The organism is Rhodococcus sp. NPDC003322, from assembly GCF_053589555.1.
The window spans coordinates 605,291-621,650 of the sequence record NZ_JBSFSC010000005.1 but is presented as its reverse complement, the minus strand read 5'-3'; the positions used below and the strand labels follow the sequence as shown (position 1 = coordinate 621,650).

The window sequence follows — 16,360 nt, the reverse complement described above, 5'->3', positions numbered from 1 at the left end:
GAGCTGTCAGAGGACGGCGCCGGACTCCTTCGCGGCGATGATGGCGTCCCAGTCCAGTCCCAGCTCCAGCAGGATCTCCTCGGTGTGCTCCCCGTGCTCGGGGGAGCGCGACGGTACGGCCGGAGACTCGTCGAACTGCACCGGTGCGCTGACGGTCCGGTACAGGTTGCCCGCGTCGTCCGTCAGGGTCATCAGGTAGCCGTTCGCCTCGACCTGTGGGTCCTCGAGCACGTCGGCCGGTGAGGTGAGCGTGGCCCACACGCCGGGCTCGTCGGCCATGATCTTCTGCCACTCGGCGAGGTCGCGTTCGGCGAAGATCGCGCGCAGTTCCGCGGTGGCCTCGTCCTTGTTGAGGGTCAGGTTGGCCAGCGGCGTGAAGCGCGGGTCCACGCCCAGGTCCGGACGCCCGATGCGCTCGCAGAAGCCCTTCCAGTAGCGGTCGGCCTGCAGGAACATCAGTTGGACCCAGCGGTCGTCGCGGGTGCGGTACCGGTTGACCGCGGGGTTCGGTGCATCTCCCGGCGCGTACGGGGGGATGCGGTCGATGCCGTAGTAGTCGGCGGCGGCGATGTCCGGTGCCACCGCCCACATGCCCTGTGCCAGAAGGGAACTGTCGACGATGGCGGCGTGCCCGGTGCGTTCGCGGTGGAACAGTGCCGTGGCGATGCCGCCGGCGAGGGTGATCCCGCCCTGGAGATCGCCGAAGGCCGGGCCCTGGGCGAACGGGAACTCCTGCCCGTCCGGAGTGAGTGCGTAGGCGACGCCGGCGCGGGCGGTGTACGAGGACCCGTCGAAACCGCCGCGATCGCGGTCCGGTCCACGGCTGCCCTGTCCGCTGCCGCGCGCGATGATGATGTTCGGGTTCATCTCGCGGATGATGTCGACGGAGAGGTCGGCCCGCTCGAGCTGACCCGGGAGCCAGTTCGTGAGCAGCACATCGGCCTTCGCGACGAGCTTGGCGAAGATCTCCCGGCCGCCGGGGGTCTTGATGTCGAGACCGATGCTGCGCTTGCCGTGGTTGCCGATCTCCATCATGAAGTTGGCGCGCACGCGCGAGTCCTGGGGCGTCAGCCCGCCGACGGTGAGGTACCGGCACGGATCGCCGCCGTGGGGGTCTTCGATCTTGATCACGTCGGCGCCCCAGTCGTGCAGGGCCGCGCCTGCGCTGGGGACGTAGGTCCAGGAGGCCAGTTCGACGACCGTGACACCGTCCATCAGTCCGGACATCCGCGTTCCCTTCTCTGCTGTGAGTGTGCGTGTCTGTTGTGAGTTCGAGAGGGAAGACGCCGGCGGAATCGCTGGCGTGGCCCTTGCGATGGAGCGTACTGTAAGAATTACAGTGAGTCACCCAATCGGTGTGGATGGGAGTGGGATGAGGACGGTGAGGACCGCGGAGGAGTCGCCGGCCGGGAGCCCGGCCGGCGGAAGTCCGGTGGCCGAGAAGTCGCGCCCGGTACCGGATCCCGTGACGGCGTTCTACTGGGAGGCGGCCGCCCGAGGCGAACTCGTCGTCCAGGGATTCGAGGGGACCGACCACCTGCAGTACCCGCCCGAACCGGTCGCCGAGGGGCATCCCGGGCCGGTGGGCCCGAGCCGGGCCGTTCCGGTGAGCGGACGCGGTCGCCTCTACGCGTACACGGTGCTGCACCAGGCCTTCCATCCCGCATACGTCGGTGAAGGGCCGCTGATCATCGCGCTGACCGAACTCGACGACGCGCCCGGCGTGCGGATCCTGACCAACATCGTCGGCGCCGATCCCGGCGAGCTGCGGATCGACATGCCCCTCGAGGTCACCTTCGAACCCCGAGGAGAGTGGAGCATCCCGCAGTTCCGGCCTGCCGGCGGCACCACCTCGGTCGCGGCCGGAGCCGCCTCGTGAGCCGCGCCCGCGCCGCAGTCGTCGGGGTCGGCTACTCGACCATCCATCGCGAGCGGGGAGTCGACTGCCGGCCACTGGTGGTCGACGCGGCCCGCGCCGCCCTCGACGACGCCGGGCTGAGTGTGGCCGACGTGGACGGAATCTTCGAGTACGCAGGCGACGAGGGCGCCCACGACGTCGCGCGCATGCTCGGCGTCGACAATCTCGTCACCTACGCCGACTACACGGCGCGCTGCCCTTCGGCGATCACCGCCGCACTCGGTGCCGAGATGGCGGTGCTCTCCGGAGCGTGCGAGGTGGCGCTGGTGGTGCGTTCGGTGACCCGGGAGTGGGGTACCCAGAGCGGACGCGCCGTGCCCGCGGCGGTCGGCCGATCGCAGTTCGAGGTCCCGTACGGGGTCATGGGCGGTGTGATCCCGGTGATGGGCATGCGAAAGCAGCGCCGACTGGCCGAATTCGGTGGCAGCGAGGACGATTACGGACACCTGTCGGTGGGCGCCCGCAAGTGGGCCGCACTCAACGATCGTGCCGTGCTGCGCGATCCGATCACCCTCGACGACTACCACGCCTCGCGTTTCGTCGCGGAGCCGCTGCGGCTGCTGGACTGCGACTATCCGGTGACGGGTGTCTGCGCGGTGGTCGTGACCACGGCCGAACGGGCCGCCGACCTCGCGCAGGTTCCGGTGACCATCGACTCGAGCTCCATGGGCACCGGCGCCCATCCGGACTGGACCTTCACCCCCGACTTCGTCTTCGGTGGAACCCGGCGCTGCTCGGAGAACATGTGGCGCAAGGCATCCGTGGGCCCGGCCGACGTGGACGTCGCCGAGCTGTACGACGGATTCACCCACATCACCATCTCCTGGGTCGAGGCGATGGGCCTGTGCGGCATCGGCGAGTTCGGCGAATGGGTCGACCAGGGCCGGACCATCGCGCCCGGAGGTCGCCTGCCCCTCAACACCACCGGCGGGCAGCTGGCCGAGGGCCGGTTGCACGGACTGAGCTTCCTGGCCGAGGCGGTGGTGCAACTGCGCGGCCAGGCCGGCGCCCGGCAGGTGCCCGGTGCCGAGGTGGCCGTCGTCGCAAACGGTTTCGGACCGCAGTGCGCGTCGATGGTGCTCACCCGATGATCCGGACCGCCGCGACGACGGCGCACACCGCGGCGACCTGCCGCACCGAAACCGCGAGATCGACACCAGCAAACGTGAGGAGCAATCGTGAGTGAGGTCGTGTCGGACGCCGCCGCCCCCAGCGTCGCGCTGGGAGAGCGGGCGGCGGGCCGGGCCGAGCCCCGCATGTTGATCGACGGACACCTGGTCGGCGCCGCCTCCGGCGCCACCTACCCGAACGTCTCCCCGGCAACCGGGCTGGTGCTCGGCGACGCGGCGGCGGCCGGCGCCGAGGACATGGACCGGGCGATCGGAGCGGCCCGGCGCGCCTTCGACGACGGTGTCTGGGCGACGGACCGGGCGCTACGCGCACGCTGCCTCGAGCAGTTGCAGGAAGCCCTCGAGTCCGAACGCGAAGACCTGCGCGAGGAACTCGTCGCCGAGGTCGGAGCCCCGCTGATGTCGACCACCAACGCCCAGCTGGACTGGCCGCTCGCCGACGCGCTGCGCTACCCGGCGCGCCTGATCGGCGAGTTCGAGTGGGAGCGTGAACTCGGCGGCAGTGCCCTGTTCGGGGCACACACCCAGCGCACCGTCGTGAAGGAACCGGCCGGTGTGGTCGCGGCGATCACCCCGTCGAACTATCCGGTCGAGGTGATCCTGAACAAGCTCGGCCCCGCGCTGGCGGCCGGCAACACGGTCGTCCTCAAGGCGGATCCGAACACACCGTGGAACGCGACCCGGCTGGGTCGCCTGATCGCGGAGCGCACCGACATCCCCGCCGGCGTGGTGAACGTGGTGACCACGCCCGACAACGAGGTCGCGGCACGCCTGGCCGTGGACCCCCGGGTCGACCTGATCTCGTTCACGGGCTCCACCGAGGTGGGCCGCCGCCTCATGCGTGACGCCGCCGGCACCATGAAGCGCACCTTCCTCGAACTCGGCGGAAAGTCGGCGCTCGTCGTTCTCGAGGACGCCGACCCGTCGAAGATCGTGATGGGCGCCATCGGAGCCTGTTCGCACGCCGGGCAGGGCTGCGCGATCAACAGCCGCCTGCTCGTTCACCGCTCCCTGTTCGACCAGGCGGTCGCCGACGTGACCACGGCGTTCTCCGTGGTTCCCGTCGGCGATCCCGCCGACCCGGGCACCTTCGTCGGGCCGCTGATCAACGCCCGCGCGCAGCAGCGGGTGCTGGAGATGATCGACCGGGCCCGCAGCGAGGGCGCGGAGATCACCACCGGGGGCGGACCCGCGACCGGGCTGCCCGCGCACCTGTCCGGCGGCCACTTCGTGACGCCGACGGTCGTGGTCGGCGTCGACAACGGCGCGGCGATCGCACAGGACGAGGTCTTCGGCCCCGTCCTCGTGGTGGTGCCGTTCGACGACGACGAGGACGCGGTACGCATCGCCAACGACAGCGCCTTCGGTCTCGCCGGCGCGGTGATGTCGGGGTCGAACGAGCGTGGAATGGCGTTCGCCCGGCGGATCCGGACCGGTTCCTTCGGCGTCAACGGCGGCATGTTCTACGGCGCCGACGCGCCGTTCGGCGGCTACAAGAACAGCGGCCTCGGACGTCAGTGCGGCATCGAGGGATTCGCGCAGTACACGGAAACCAAGACCATCGGCTGGCGGACACCCAGGCGGTGACCTCGTCACAGAAAGGCGGAACAGGTGGGAAAGCTCGACAACAAGATCGCGGTCGTCTCGGGAGCGGCACGAGGCCAGGGACGTTCGCACGCGGTGAACCTCGCCGCGGAAGGGGCGAGCATCATCGCCCTCGACATCTGCGCGGACCTCGACGGCAACACCTATCCACTGGCCCGCCCGGAGGATCTCGACGAGACCGCCCGGCTGATCGAGAAGGAGGGTGTGCGGGTGCACACCGCGATCGTCGACGTGCGTGAGCGCGGCGCCGTCTGGAAGGCGATCGCGAAAGGCGTCGAGGAACTCGGTGGGCTCGACATCGTGGTGGCCAACGCGGGCATCTGCCCGATGGGCAAGGGCCAGACGCTGCAGTCCTGGTCGGACACCATCGACACCGACCTCGGCGGCGTGTTCAACGTCATCCAGGGCAGCCTGCCGCACCTGAAGGAGGGCTCCTCGATCATCGCGACCGGCTCGCTCGCCGCCCAGCTGGGCAGTGCGACGAACCAGGGTCCGGGCGGATCCGCCTACAGCCTGGCCAAGCAGATGGTCGCCCGCTACGTCAACGATCTGTCGATCCAGTTGGCACGCAGGATGATTCGCGTCAATGCCGTGCACCCGACCAACGTGGACACCGACATGCTGCACAACGAGGGCATGTACAAGGTGTTCCGGCCCGACCTGGAGGCACCCACCCGCGAGGAGGCGGAGCTGGCGTTCCCCGCGATGCAGGCGATGCCGGTGCCGTACATCTCGCCGCAGGACGTCTCCGACGCGGTCGTCTTCCTGGCCTGCGATGCGTCGAAGTTCATCACCGGCACCCAGTTGCGCATCGACGCCGGCGGGTACGTCAAGAACGTGCCCTGGAAGGGGTAGGCCTCGGGACGGGTACGGACCGTTCGGGCCGCTCGTTCGGGTGGAGGGCAGCGAACCCGAACGGTCCGTACCCGTTACGGCGTGTCGTCGACGAACCGGCGGCCGAACGTCTCGACGAAGTCCAGTGCGGCCCGCGGGGTGGACCCGTCGGCGTGGATGACCGCCCAGGTCGCGCCCCGCTCGGACATGTCCCGGAGGAAGTCGCGGGCGGCGCGCACCGAGTCGGCGTCACCGAAGTCGACGGGTGGGCACACCACCTGGACGTCGATGGTCTCCGGATCGCGTCCGGCGGCCTCGAGGGCGGAGCGCAACCGGCCCAGTCGCTCGCTGAAACGGTCCGCGTTCTCGATGGCCGGGGTACGGATGGCGGCGGCCATCGCCCGGTCCGTGATCAGTGGCATCCAGCCGTTGCCGAACTCGACGACCCGGCGCAGCGCGGCGTCAGAGTTCCCACCGATCCAGACGGGCGGACGCGGCCGCTGGTGCGCCCCCTGCAGCCACAACGGGCCGGTGGCGGCGAATCCCTTTCCGCTGACCGGGGTCTGCGGGTCGGTCCAGATGGCGTGCAGGGCCGCCAGCGCCTCGTCGAACAGTTCCGCACGGCCATCGAAATCGACGCCGACGGCCGAGAACTCCGACCGCAGGTAGCCCGCGCCGACACCGGCGATCAGGCGACCGTCGGAGACGATGTCCAGACTGCCGAGGGCCTTCGCGGACAGGTACGGGTTGCGGAAGGGCAGCACGTACAGGTTCGTCATCAGCCGGATCGAGGTGGTGACCGCCGCGGCGAACGCGAGCGCCGCCACCGGGTCGAGCGTGTTGTGCCCGCCGTTCCGTCGCCACTTGAGCGAGGGGGCGGGATGCTCGCTGAGGGCGACCGCCGAGAATCCGGCCGACTCCGCGGCCGTGGCCACCGCGCGGATGACGTCGGGACGCAGGAAATCGTCCGGCGCCGAGGGCAGTTCGCTGGGGTATTCGAGGACGTATCTCAACGCTCGGACCTTTCGTATCTGGGGCCGGGGACACTCGAAGTGGGCCCGAGGCCAACAGGCTGTGGTGACATACGGTAATACCTACAGTAAGAAGCCGCGACGCATTGCGGCAGACATACGGAAGAAGGCGAGCCATGAGCACGGACCTGGCCGGAACCGAGGCGGAGACGAGCGCCCCGCGCACACTCCGGATCGACGGAGGAATCCCGAACCGATTGGCGGAGGTGCCCGCGAAGGCCGTGGAACTCGAGCGGCGGGGTTACGACGGGTGCTGGGTGGGGGAGACCAACCACGATCCCTTCCTGCCGCTGGTCCTGACCGCCGAGCACACCGAGCGCCTGAGCCTGGGTACCAACATCGCCGTCGCGTTCGCCCGCAATCCGATGACGATCGCCGGATTGGCCTGGGACCTGCAGGACTACTCCCGGGGCCGCTTCTGTCTCGGCCTCGGGACGCAGATCCGACCGCACATCGAGAAGCGCTTCTCCATGCCGTGGAGCCGGCCGGTCGGCAGGATGCGCGAATTCGTCGAAGCGCTGCACGCGATCTGGGACTGCTGGCGGGACGGGACGCCGCTGCACTTCGAGGGGGAGTACTACACCCACAAGATCATGACGCCGATGTTCACTCCCGAGCCGTCCGCCCAGCCGTCGCCACGCATCCTGCTTGCGGCCGTGGGCGAGGCGATGACCGGGCTGTGCGGCGAGATCGCCGACGGGCTGCTCGTGCACCCCTTCGGCACACGGCGGTACCTCGAGGAGGTGACCCGCCCGACGGTCGACGGCGGGCTCGAGCGCTCCGGTCGGACACGCGACGAGTTCGAGCTGGCCGGACCGGTGTTCGTGGTGACCGGCGAGGATGAGGCCGAGTACGCGGCGGCCGCGGCGTCGGTGCGCAGCCAGATCGCGTTCTACGGCTCGACCCCCGCGTACCGCGGCGTGCTCGACCTGCACGGCTGGGGCGACCTGCACGCCGAGCTGCACGCCCTCTCGAAGCAGGGCGGCTGGGAGGCCATGGCCGGGCTGATCGACGACGACATACTGGCGACCATCGCTGTCGTGGGTCCGGTCGACGAGATTCCCGCGCTGCTGCGCCGGCGCTGCGAGGGGCTCTACGATCGCGTGGTCCCCAGTCTGCCGAAGTCGCTGTCCGACAGTGCAATCGACAGGATCCTCGCCGGCCTGCGCTGAACGAGGCGGCGGCCGGTCCTGTCTCGGACCGGCCGCCGCTCCTCAGGTGCTGTGTCCGCGGCTCCGCTGCTATTTGGACGCGCTGTGGCCCACGGCGGCCCGGATCTGGGTCTGGAACGCGGCAACCTTGTCCGCGGCGTCCGTCTGGTGGTGGCTGCGGGCCTGCACGCTGATGTCGTGGCCCGCGGCCGCCGCGCGCAGGGCGCCGACGGTGGCCTGCTCCCGCGGGATGTGGCTGAACGGGTCGAAGCTGTACCAGCGCATCGCGTTCAGGTGGGTCATCTTGTCGACCTCGTCCTTCGGTACGGACTCGGCATTCATGACCTCGCCGAGTTCCTCGGGCCCTCCCGGCCACATCGAGTCGCTGTGTGGGTAGTCCATCTCCCACGCGATGTTGTCGATGCCGATGCGGTGCCTCAGAGCCACGCCGAGCGGATCGCTGATGAAGCAGGTGAGGAAGTGCTCCCGGAAGACCTCGCTCGGAAGCTTGCCGCCGAAGTCCTGCAGCGTCCACGTCGAGTGCATCTCGAAGGTCCGGTCGACCCGCTCGAGGAAATAGGGGATCCACCCGGTGCCGCCCTCGGAGAGCGCGATCTTCAGGTCGGGGTGGTCCTTGACCGGGCGCGACCACAGGAGGTCGGACGCCGCCGAGACGATGTTCATCGGCTGGAGGGTGATCATCACGTCCGGCGGCGAGTCGGTCGACGGGATGGACAGCCGGCCGGACGAGCCGATGTGAACGCTGAGCACGGTGTCGGTGTCGACGAGGGCCTTCCACAGCGGATTCCAGTACTCGTCGTGGAAGCTCGGGTAGCCGAGCGCGGCGGGGTTCTCGGAGAAGGTGAGCGAGTGGACGCCCTTCTTCGCGACCCGGCGCACCTCCTGCGCGCAGAGTTCGGCATCCCAGATCACCGGCAGCGCCATCGGGATGAACCGGCCCGGGTAGGCCCCGCACCACTCGTCGATGTGCCAGTCGTTGTAGGCCTGCACCAGTGCCAGGGAGAAGTCGCTGTCCTCGGTGGCGAACAGGCGCGCCGCGAAACCTGGGAAGGACGGGAAGTTCATCGATGCGAGCACGCCGCCCGCGTTCATGTCCTTGACCCGCTCGTGGACGTCGTAGCAGCCGGGACGGATCTCGTCGAGTCCCTCGGGTTCGAGGCCGTACTCCTCCTTGGGGCGGCCGGCGACCGCGTTGAGGGCCACATTGGGGATGACCCGGTCACGGAACTTCCAGACGTCGGTGCCGTTCTCCATGTGGACCAGGCGGGGGGCGTCGTCCTTGTACTTGGCCGCCAGGTGGTTTTCGAACATGTCCGGCGGTTCGATGATGTGGTCGTCGACGCTGATCAGGATCATGTCGTTCTTGTCCACACTGAGCTCCTTCGCGAGTCCAATACTGTAGACCTTACGATAACGCTTCTGGTGGTGCCGGGGAAGGCGTTACGGCGTGATGACCGTGCGGGCCACCGGTTCGGCGGCCGCCTGCCTGCTGTAGAGGCCCCGCTGCAGGGCGGCCAGCAGGCGGTTCCGGGTCTCGACCGGGGAGATCATCTCGTCGAAGCCCATGTGCTCGGCCGAGAAGTACGACGCCTGCAGCTCCATCTCCCGCAGGGAGGCGGCGACGTCGTCCTCGGCCTTCGAGGACAGACTCAACGCCGCCGCGCTCATCGCGCCCATGGTGGCACCGGGGTAGGCGAAGGTGGCGACCTGGTCGTCGTACCCGAGCAGGGACATCACCATCGAGCCGAAGCCGTAGGCCTTGCGCAGCGTCAGGTGCAGTTTCAGGGTCGTCGCGCAGGTCTGCGCGGCAAACATCCGGGCGCCGCTGCGCAGCACGCCTGCCCGCTCGGAGTCGCTGCCGGGCAGCATGCCCGGGTTGTCGGTGAGGAACACGATCGGCAGGTGGAACGCGTCGGCCACGGTGATGAAATGGGCGGCCTTGTCGGCGGCATCCGAATCGATCGAGCCGGCGAGGACGGTCGGCTGGTTGGCCACCACCGCCACCGGGTGCCCGCCCAGGTGCGCGAGTCCGCAGATCACCGCGCGGCCGAACTCGGGCTGGATCTCCAGCCAGTCCGGGGTGTCGAAGACCGCGTCGATCACGGTGTGCATGTCGTACACGGAACGGTTGTCCCGCGAGACGATGTCGAGCAACTCCGGCGTCTCGCGCGGGGCGGCGTCCTCGTCGGCCAGGAAGGACGGCGGGTACGACCAGGCGCTCGACGGGAAGTACGACAGGTACCGGCGGATCGTGTCCAGGGCCGCGGCGTCGTCCTCGGCCAGGTTGTGGATCACGCCGCTCGGCAGCGCCACCCCCGGTCCGCCGAGATCCTCCTTGGTGACCTCCTCGCCGGTCGACTCCCGGACCACCGGCGGGCCGGCGGTGAAGATGGCCCCCTGCCTGCTCATCACCGAGAAGTCACTGACCGGCGCGACCAGTGCGCCGTGACCCGCCGACGGTCCGAGCACCGCGGCGATCGTGGGCACCTTGCCGGAGCAGCGCGCCTGTGCCAGCAGGTCGGTGGGGGTGCGCCCGTAGTGGCTTCCGGTCGGACGGAAGCCCGCCCCCTCGAGCAGCATGATCAGCGGTGACTTGGTGCGAACGGCGAGTTCGGCGAGGCGGTAACGCTTGGAATTGCTGCCCGGGGCGATGGTTCCGGCCATCGTGGTGAAGTCCTCGGCGCCGACGAGCACCGGCCGTCCGTCGATCAGGCCGGATCCGGCGACCAGGGCGTCCGCCGGCACGTCGCCGCCGACCAGGGTGCCGAACTCCTGGAAAGACCCGTCGTCGAGGAGATGGTCGATCCGCGCGCGGGCGTCGAGTTTGCCCTTCGCGTGGTGTTTCGCGACCCGTTCCGGTCCGCCCATCTCGTAGCTGCGGCGGCGCCGGTGGTTCAGGTCGTCGAGGGTGTCGTCCCAGGTGTGCGCGTTGCTCACGATCGCCCTTCCTCACGAGGGGAGCGGACCACGGTGTGATCCGGCGGTGCCGGTGGCCGGTGACACGCGGATCCCGTCGATCCGGTGGCACGGTGTTCCGGCGGGTTCGGGATTGAGAAAACGGTGTGGTTTTACCGTGGTTGTACCAGGGCCGCGACGCGGGCACAAGGGTGGCCTCTGGCGGACACGGTCCGGATCGGTTGTCGTGAAGGGTGATTCGGAGAGGCGGACGCTGGACGGGGGCCGCCGGCGTCGCCACGTGCGGTATAACCGAGCGATGGCGAAACCGCTGATCCCGGCGGAGGCGATTCTCGACCGGGCTCTCGAACTGCTCGACGCCGAGGGTGTCGACGCCCTCGGCATCCGCCGTCTCGCCGCGGACCTGAGGATCTCCACCCGCACCCTGTACCAGCAGGTCGGGAACCGGGACGCGCTGATCCGCGCGTTGGTCGCCCGGCACTTCTCGCAGTTGACCTTCGAGTTCCGCCAGTGCGAGAGCTGGGACGAGACGGCGCTGCAGTGGTGCCTGGCCCTGCGGGAGACACTGCGCGAACACCCCTTCCTGACCGAGCTGATGACCTTCGCCGACCGGCGTGTCATCGTGGACTATGTCAACGAGCTCGTCAAAGTGGCTCTGCGTGAAGGAATTCCGCGGGACATCGCGGTCGAGTGCTGCCGCTCGCTCGCCAACGTCACGGTCAACCACGCGATCGTCGAGGTGCGCGCGATGCGCGACCCGGCGCCCGAGGTCTCCGAGGAGGCGGCCGGGATGGCGGGCAACCTGGCGATGACCATCGGCTGGATCCTGGCCGGGGTCCGGATCTGCTCGGACGGAGCCTCTGCCGGTAGCTCCGACGCGCCGCCCTGAGCGGGCCCCCGGCGGGGTTCGGGTCAGTGCGCGGCAACGGCGGGCGGACGCACGGCCCCGGGATCGGGATTGGCGATCGGCAGACCCATGAAGCGCCGGGCGTTGTCGCCCATGAAGTCGTAGGTCCGGCGCTCGTCCATGCCCTCGGCGTACCTCCAGTAGCCCTTCGGCTCCGGAAGGCCCTCGGGGTGCGGGTAGTCCGATCCGAAGAGCACTCGGTCCCAGCCGACCGTGTCGACGACGTCGGACACCGAGCCCTCCCAGAACGGGCTCACCCAGATGTTCCGGCGGAAGACCTCCAGTGGGTTCTCCTCGAAGTTCTGCGGCATCTTGCGGGTCAGATCCTCGAGATCGTGGAACAGCGGATGGATCCAGGAACTGCCGTTCTCGACACTGGCGACGCGCAGCTTCGGGAACCGGGTGAGGGTGCCGTGGCAGATCAGGCTGCCGATCATGTCCGAGATCTCGCGGTGGCCCAGGGCGAGCCAGCGGAAGGCGCTCATCGCCATGAAGTTCGTCGTGTGCGGGGGTTCCCACATGTTCACGTACTCGGTGAGCGGGGGCTGGCTGGCGTGCAGCACGACGGGCAGTCCCGCCTCCTCCACCTCGCGCCAGAACGGGTCGAACTCGGGCAGCGCGGGAGAGCGCCAGCCGTGCAGACCCTTGACCGGAGCCGGCTTGATCAGCACCGCACGCGCACCGTTCTCGAGCACGAACGCCAGTTCACGTCGGGCGGCGTCCACCTCGGAGCAGTTGATGATCGGTGTGCTGAAGACGCGGTCGCGGTAGGCGTAGGTCCAGTGCTCGAGCATCCAGCGGTTGAGCGCGTGGATGATCGCGACGGTGAGCTCGGGATCGTCGGCGGCCGAGTGTTCGACAAGGCTGGCCAGGGTGGGGTAGACGAGGGCCTCCCGGACGCCCTGCCGGTCGAGCTCGGCGAGCCGGTCCTCCGGATTGCGGGTTGCCGCGGGTGCCTCGATCGCCTTGCCCTGCATCTCGCGCAACGTCAGGCCCTCGACGTTCTCGCCGGCGAAGAACTTCTCGTGAGCGCCGGGGGCGGCGACGCGGTCGAAGGTCGGATTCGGGATGAAGTCCGTGATCCGGCCGTTTATGGCGATGCGGGTGTGGCGGCCGACGGTCACGAACTGCACGGCCTGCGAGTAGCGCTCTGGCAGGTACCTGGTCAGCGACTCCGCGGTCTCGTACATGTGCTGGTCTGCGTCGAAGATCGGCGCCGCAGTGAACTGGGACGGACCGGCGGACTGGGACGGAGTGGGGATCTGGGTCAACGGAATTCTCCTGTGCGACACGTCGGTTTGCGTGACGTGTGGGGTGTGGGATCCGGAGTTTCGAAAGGTGCTCGGGGACGCGGGGCGTGGCCGTGTCCGCCCCCTCAGGCTGACATGACTTGACACAACTGTCAACGGCTGTGACAAGCTGATTTTCAGTCAAAGACAACACTGAACCCAGTGTTTTGACACTTCTGTCAAGTATGCTTCGGTCATGAGTCACGCCATCGGATCCGGCATGCCCGAGCCCGGTATGTCCGAGCCTGGGGGCAGGGCCGAGCGCACCCGGGCGGCCATCCTCGACGCCGGCCGTCAGCTGTTCCTCGAACGCGGCTACGCCGGCACGGCCGTGGGTGCGATCACCGATGCGTGCGGGATCTCCCGCGCCGGCTTCTACACCTACTTCAAGGACAAGCGCGAGATCTTCGGGGTGCTCGGCGACAATGCGTACCGGGACCTGCGCGCGGTCCTCGCCCTGTGGAACGACTTCCCCGAACCGCGTCGGATCGAGGATGTTCGCCGATTCGTCGAGGCGTACTTCGCGTACATGGATCGGCACGGCGCCTTCGCGATGTCGGCCACGGTCTCCGCGCCGGACGACGACGACTTCCGGATCGGCAACACCCGCATGCAGACCCGGGTGGCGTGGATTCTCGGGCAGGCGCTGCTGGGCAGTTCCGCGAACTCGGCGGAGGCGGTGCACTCACCCGAGGTGGTCGGGGTTGCGGCCCTGGGCCTGCTCGATCGGGCCTGGTATGCGGCGGCCTCGCAGACGGTCGCGGTCGCGGCAGGGGAGATGGTCGACCTGGTCGTCGAAATGATCCACCGGATGGCGGTCCCTGCCGGGATGGACTGGAATGCAAGCGGTTCCGTCGAGTCGAGCTGAGGGAGCACGATCGGTGGCCGCGTCTTGTCGGCATGACCGGAGAGCGGTACGGTAAGGCTCACTGTAAGAAAACGCCGTAGTTTCACGAGCCCAATCCATGCCTCGGCGGCGTCGGACGTGGACGGAGCAGTATGGACTTCTCCCTGGTCGACCTGGCACCGCCCGATCGCGAGTTCCGTGATCGGGCGCGCGCGTTCCTCTCCGCGCACGTGACCGAGGAACGGTTACACGCCGAACTCGCGACCGGCGACGGCCACATCGAGGAGGTGCACCGTGCGCTCGGCGCACAGGGCTGGCTCGAACCCGAGACCCTGAGCCCGGGTGAGGGCGGATACCCGCAGATCCGACGTCGAATCTGGGATCTCGAACGGCGCCGCGCCCACCTGCCCATGGAGAACTGGGGCGCGACCGTCATGATCCTGCAAGCGGTGCGTCAGTTCGGATCTCCCGAACTGCTCGACGAGGTCCTCTCCGGTGTCTACGCCGGAGAGATCCTGTTCGCGATGGGATACACCGAGCCCGAGGGCGGCTCCGACATTGCGACGGTCCGTACCCGCGCAGTCCGGGACGGCGACGACTGGGTGATCACGGGACAGAAGATGTTCACCACCGGCGCGCAGAACAGCCGGTACATCTTCCTGCTGACCAACACGAATCCCGACGGGCGCAGGCACCGGAACCTGACGATGTTCCTGGTGCCCACGGACACACCGGGTCTCCGTGTCGACGGCCTGCGCACCGTCGACGGCGAACGCACCAACATCACCTTCTACGAGGGCATCCGGCTCGCCGACCGGTACCGCCTAGGAGAGGTGGACGGTGGGTGGCAGGTACTGATGGGGCCGCTCGCGGCGGAACACGGTGCGGCGGAGGCCGACTCGCCCGGACTGTCCGACATCACCACCATGACCAACTTCGGGGTGAGGATGGCTGCGGCCGCCGACGGTGCCGTTGGTGTCGCGTCCCGCCCCGGTCCGGACGGTCACCGGCCGCTGGACGACGCGGCGACCGCCGCGCGCCTCGGCCGGGCCCACGCGCGGATCGAGGCCGCACTGAGCACACCCGGCATCTTCGGCCGGGTCGCGATCGCGCAAACCATGCGTGAGAGCGTCCCCGAGCTGATGGACGCCCTCGGCCCGGCGGCCGCACTGACCTCGGGCGCGGACGGCGCCGCCGATGACGGAGCCACCGAACACCTGTACCGCTGGGCGCCGCTGGTCGGCATCTACGGCGGGACCGTCGACGTGTTCCGGAACATGATCGCCCAGCACGTCCTCGGACTCGGACGCGCCACATTCCCAGGGAGCCGACAGTGAGCACGCCGACCACCAACGATCCCGTCGCGTCGCCGGCGGAAGAAGTGAACGCCGCGGAGGGGCTGTCGGCCGCACTGACCGTCGCCGACCCCACCGCGTACGCGGACGAGGACCGACTGCACCGGGCACTTGCGTACCTGCGCGCCCACGACCCCGTTGCACGGGTCGAGGCGCCCGCCTACCGGCCTTTCCACGCGATCACCAAGCACGACGACGTGATGGCGGTCGAACGGGCCAACGAGCTGTTCACCAACTCACCCCGGCCGGTGCTGATGCGCGCCGAGCAGGACGAACTGCAGGAACAGGCGCAGATCCGGACGCTGATCCACATGGACGACCCCGAGCACCGACTGATGCGTGCCGTCGCCGCCGACTGGTTCACTCCGAAGGCGCTGCGCGAGATGAAGGTCCGGGTGGACGAACTCGCGCGGATCCACGTCGACCGGCTGCGCGACACCGGCGGCGAATGCGACTTCGTGCAGGAGATCGCGGTCAACTACCCGCTGTACGTGATCATGTCGCTGCTCGGTCTGCCCGAGGACGACTTCCCCCGGATGCTGAAGCTCACCCAGGAGCTCGTCGGCTCGGAGGACGCGGAGATGCAGCGCAGCGCGAGCCCCGAGGAGCAGATGGCCGGGCTGCTGGACATGTTCGCGTACTTCACCGCACTCACGGCGTCCCGGCGCGAGACGCCGACCTCGGACCTGGCCTCCACCATCGCCAACGCGAAGATCGACGGCGAACTGCTGGGCGACATCGACATCGTGTCCTATTACGCGATCATCGCCACCGCCGGCCACGACACAACCAGCTCGACCATCTCCGGTGGCATGCGTGCCCTGATCGACCATCCCGACCAGCGCCGGCTACTGCAGGCAGAACCTGGACTCATGTCGTCCGCCGTGGAGGAGATGATCCGGTGGGTCACGCCGGTCAAGGCATTCATGCGAACCGCGTCCGCGGACACCGAGGTACGTGGCGTGCCCATCGCGGCCGGTGAGTCGGTGCTCCTGTCCTACGCGTCCGCCAACCGGGACGAGGAGATCTTCACCAACCCGTTCCGGTTCGACATCACCAGGAGGCCGAACAAGCATGTGGCCTTCGGATTCGGCGTGCACTTCTGCCTCGGAGCCGCACTGGCCCGGATGGAGATTGCGAGCTTCTTCACCGAACTGCTGCCCCGCCTCGACGACATCGAGCTGACCGGGGAGCCCGAGCTGACCTCGACCACCTTCGTCGGCGGCCTCAAGCATCTCCCGACAAGGTTCACTCTCCGTTGAGGGCCGGCCCGAATCGGACTGTTCGGACCGAACCCTTTGCGCGCCAAAGAAGTTTCCGGCTCTTCGGTTTGCGGGCCGCGACTGCGCGTGCGAG

At 68.8% G+C, this 16,360-nt stretch carries 14 protein-coding genes; 9 read left to right on the top strand and 5 right to left on the bottom strand.

Features of this window, described 5'->3' with window-relative positions; translation table 11 throughout:
• Nucleotides 1–6: 6 nt before the first annotated feature.
• Nucleotides 7–1,227 carry a CaiB/BaiF CoA transferase family protein gene (locus ACWDUM_RS22220; protein ID WP_450135627.1) on the bottom strand — a complete coding sequence of 407 codons (1,221 nt, stop codon included), beginning with the start codon at nucleotides 1,225–1,227 and terminating at the stop codon, nucleotides 7–9.
• Nucleotides 1,228–1,432: 205 nt separating this feature from the next.
• Between ACWDUM_RS22220 and ACWDUM_RS22215 the strand changes: the two genes are divergently transcribed.
• The 4 genes from ACWDUM_RS22215 (at nucleotide 1,433) to ACWDUM_RS22200 (ending at nucleotide 5,508) form a co-directional block, all read left to right on the top strand.
• Complete coding sequence (locus ACWDUM_RS22215) at nucleotides 1,433–1,879, top strand: Zn-ribbon domain-containing OB-fold protein (protein ID WP_450135626.1); 447 nt, start codon at nucleotides 1,433–1,435, stop codon at nucleotides 1,877–1,879.
• A complete protein-coding gene (locus ACWDUM_RS22210) occupies nucleotides 1,876–3,009 on the top strand; it encodes a thiolase family protein (protein WP_450135625.1) in 1,134 nt (377 codons plus the stop codon). Before ACWDUM_RS22215 ends, ACWDUM_RS22210 begins: the two co-directional genes overlap by 4 nt.
• A gap of 87 nt (nucleotides 3,010–3,096) precedes the next feature.
• Nucleotides 3,097–4,635 carry an aldehyde dehydrogenase family protein gene (locus tag ACWDUM_RS22205; protein ID WP_450135624.1) on the top strand — a complete coding sequence of 513 codons (1,539 nt, stop codon included), beginning with the start codon at nucleotides 3,097–3,099 and terminating at the stop codon, nucleotides 4,633–4,635.
• 24 nt (nucleotides 4,636–4,659) lie between these two features.
• Complete coding sequence (locus ACWDUM_RS22200; RefSeq protein ID WP_450135623.1) at nucleotides 4,660–5,508, top strand: mycofactocin-coupled SDR family oxidoreductase; 849 nt, start codon at nucleotides 4,660–4,662, stop codon at nucleotides 5,506–5,508.
• Between the two features lie 74 nt (nucleotides 5,509–5,582).
• On the opposite strand, the gene ACWDUM_RS22195 is transcribed toward ACWDUM_RS22200, so the two are convergent.
• Nucleotides 5,583–6,500, bottom strand: a complete 918-nt coding sequence (locus ACWDUM_RS22195; protein ID WP_450135622.1) for a TIGR03619 family F420-dependent LLM class oxidoreductase — start codon at nucleotides 6,498–6,500, stop codon at nucleotides 5,583–5,585.
• Between the two features lie 134 nt (nucleotides 6,501–6,634).
• Here ACWDUM_RS22195 and ACWDUM_RS22190 point away from each other — a divergent pair, with 134 nt between their 5' ends.
• Nucleotides 6,635–7,690 (top strand): LLM class F420-dependent oxidoreductase, encoded by a 1,056-nt coding sequence (locus tag ACWDUM_RS22190; RefSeq protein ID WP_450135621.1) that lies wholly within the window; start codon nucleotides 6,635–6,637, stop codon nucleotides 7,688–7,690.
• Between the two features lie 69 nt (nucleotides 7,691–7,759).
• Here the strand turns inward: ACWDUM_RS22190 and ACWDUM_RS22185 are convergent, their stop codons facing one another.
• On the bottom strand, nucleotides 7,760–9,061 hold the full coding sequence (locus ACWDUM_RS22185) for an amidohydrolase family protein (RefSeq protein ID WP_450135620.1): 1,302 nt from the start codon (nucleotides 9,059–9,061) through the stop codon (nucleotides 7,760–7,762).
• 69 nt (nucleotides 9,062–9,130) lie between these two features.
• A complete protein-coding gene (locus tag ACWDUM_RS22180; protein WP_450135619.1) occupies nucleotides 9,131–10,627 on the bottom strand; it encodes an acyl-CoA carboxylase subunit beta in 1,497 nt (498 codons plus the stop codon).
• Between the two features lie 277 nt (nucleotides 10,628–10,904).
• On the opposite strand from ACWDUM_RS22180, the gene ACWDUM_RS22175 reads away from it, so the two are divergent.
• Entirely contained in the window at nucleotides 10,905–11,495 is a 591-nt protein-coding gene (locus ACWDUM_RS22175) for a TetR/AcrR family transcriptional regulator (protein ID WP_450135618.1), read from the top strand.
• A 23-nt stretch (nucleotides 11,496–11,518) separates the two neighbouring features.
• Here the strand turns inward: ACWDUM_RS22175 and ACWDUM_RS22170 are convergent, their stop codons facing one another.
• Entirely contained in the window at nucleotides 11,519–12,703 is a 1,185-nt protein-coding gene (locus ACWDUM_RS22170) for an amidohydrolase family protein (protein ID WP_450135698.1), read from the bottom strand.
• Between the two features lie 295 nt (nucleotides 12,704–12,998).
• On the opposite strand from ACWDUM_RS22170, the gene ACWDUM_RS22165 reads away from it, so the two are divergent.
• From ACWDUM_RS22165 to ACWDUM_RS22155, 3 genes are all read left to right on the top strand, one after another.
• On the top strand, nucleotides 12,999–13,670 hold the full coding sequence (locus ACWDUM_RS22165) for a TetR/AcrR family transcriptional regulator (protein ID WP_450135617.1): 672 nt from the start codon (nucleotides 12,999–13,001) through the stop codon (nucleotides 13,668–13,670).
• Nucleotides 13,671–13,801: 131 nt separating this feature from the next.
• Nucleotides 13,802–14,986, top strand: coding sequence for an acyl-CoA dehydrogenase family protein (locus ACWDUM_RS22160; protein ID WP_450135616.1), 1,185 nt, complete (start codon nucleotides 13,802–13,804; stop codon nucleotides 14,984–14,986).
• Nucleotides 14,987–15,030: 44 nt separating this feature from the next.
• Nucleotides 15,031–16,266: a cytochrome P450 gene (locus ACWDUM_RS22155; RefSeq protein ID WP_450135697.1), complete on the top strand. Its 1,236-nt coding sequence runs from the start codon at nucleotides 15,031–15,033 to the stop codon at nucleotides 16,264–16,266.
• Nucleotides 16,267–16,360: the final 94 nt, after the last annotated feature.

What these genes read in the sequence shown, in the direction of transcription:
- ACWDUM_RS22165 (WP_450135617.1), top strand. Translation starts at nt 12,999, where the DNA reads ATGAGTCACGCCATCGGATCCGGCATGCCCGAGCCCGGTATGTCCGAG.
- ACWDUM_RS22175 (WP_450135618.1), top strand. Translation starts at nt 10,905, where the DNA reads ATGGCGAAACCGCTGATCCCGGCGGAGGCGATTCTCGACCGGGCTCTC.
- ACWDUM_RS22160 (WP_450135616.1), top strand. Translation starts at nt 13,802, where the DNA reads ATGGACTTCTCCCTGGTCGACCTGGCACCGCCCGATCGCGAGTTCCGT.
- ACWDUM_RS22170 (WP_450135698.1), bottom strand. Translation starts at nt 12,703, where the DNA reads ATGTACGAGACCGCGGAGTCGCTGACCAGGTACCTGCCAGAGCGCTAC.
- ACWDUM_RS22220 (WP_450135627.1), bottom strand. Translation starts at nt 1,227, where the DNA reads ATGTCCGGACTGATGGACGGTGTCACGGTCGTCGAACTGGCCTCCTGG.
- ACWDUM_RS22190 (WP_450135621.1), top strand. Translation starts at nt 6,635, where the DNA reads ATGAGCACGGACCTGGCCGGAACCGAGGCGGAGACGAGCGCCCCGCGC.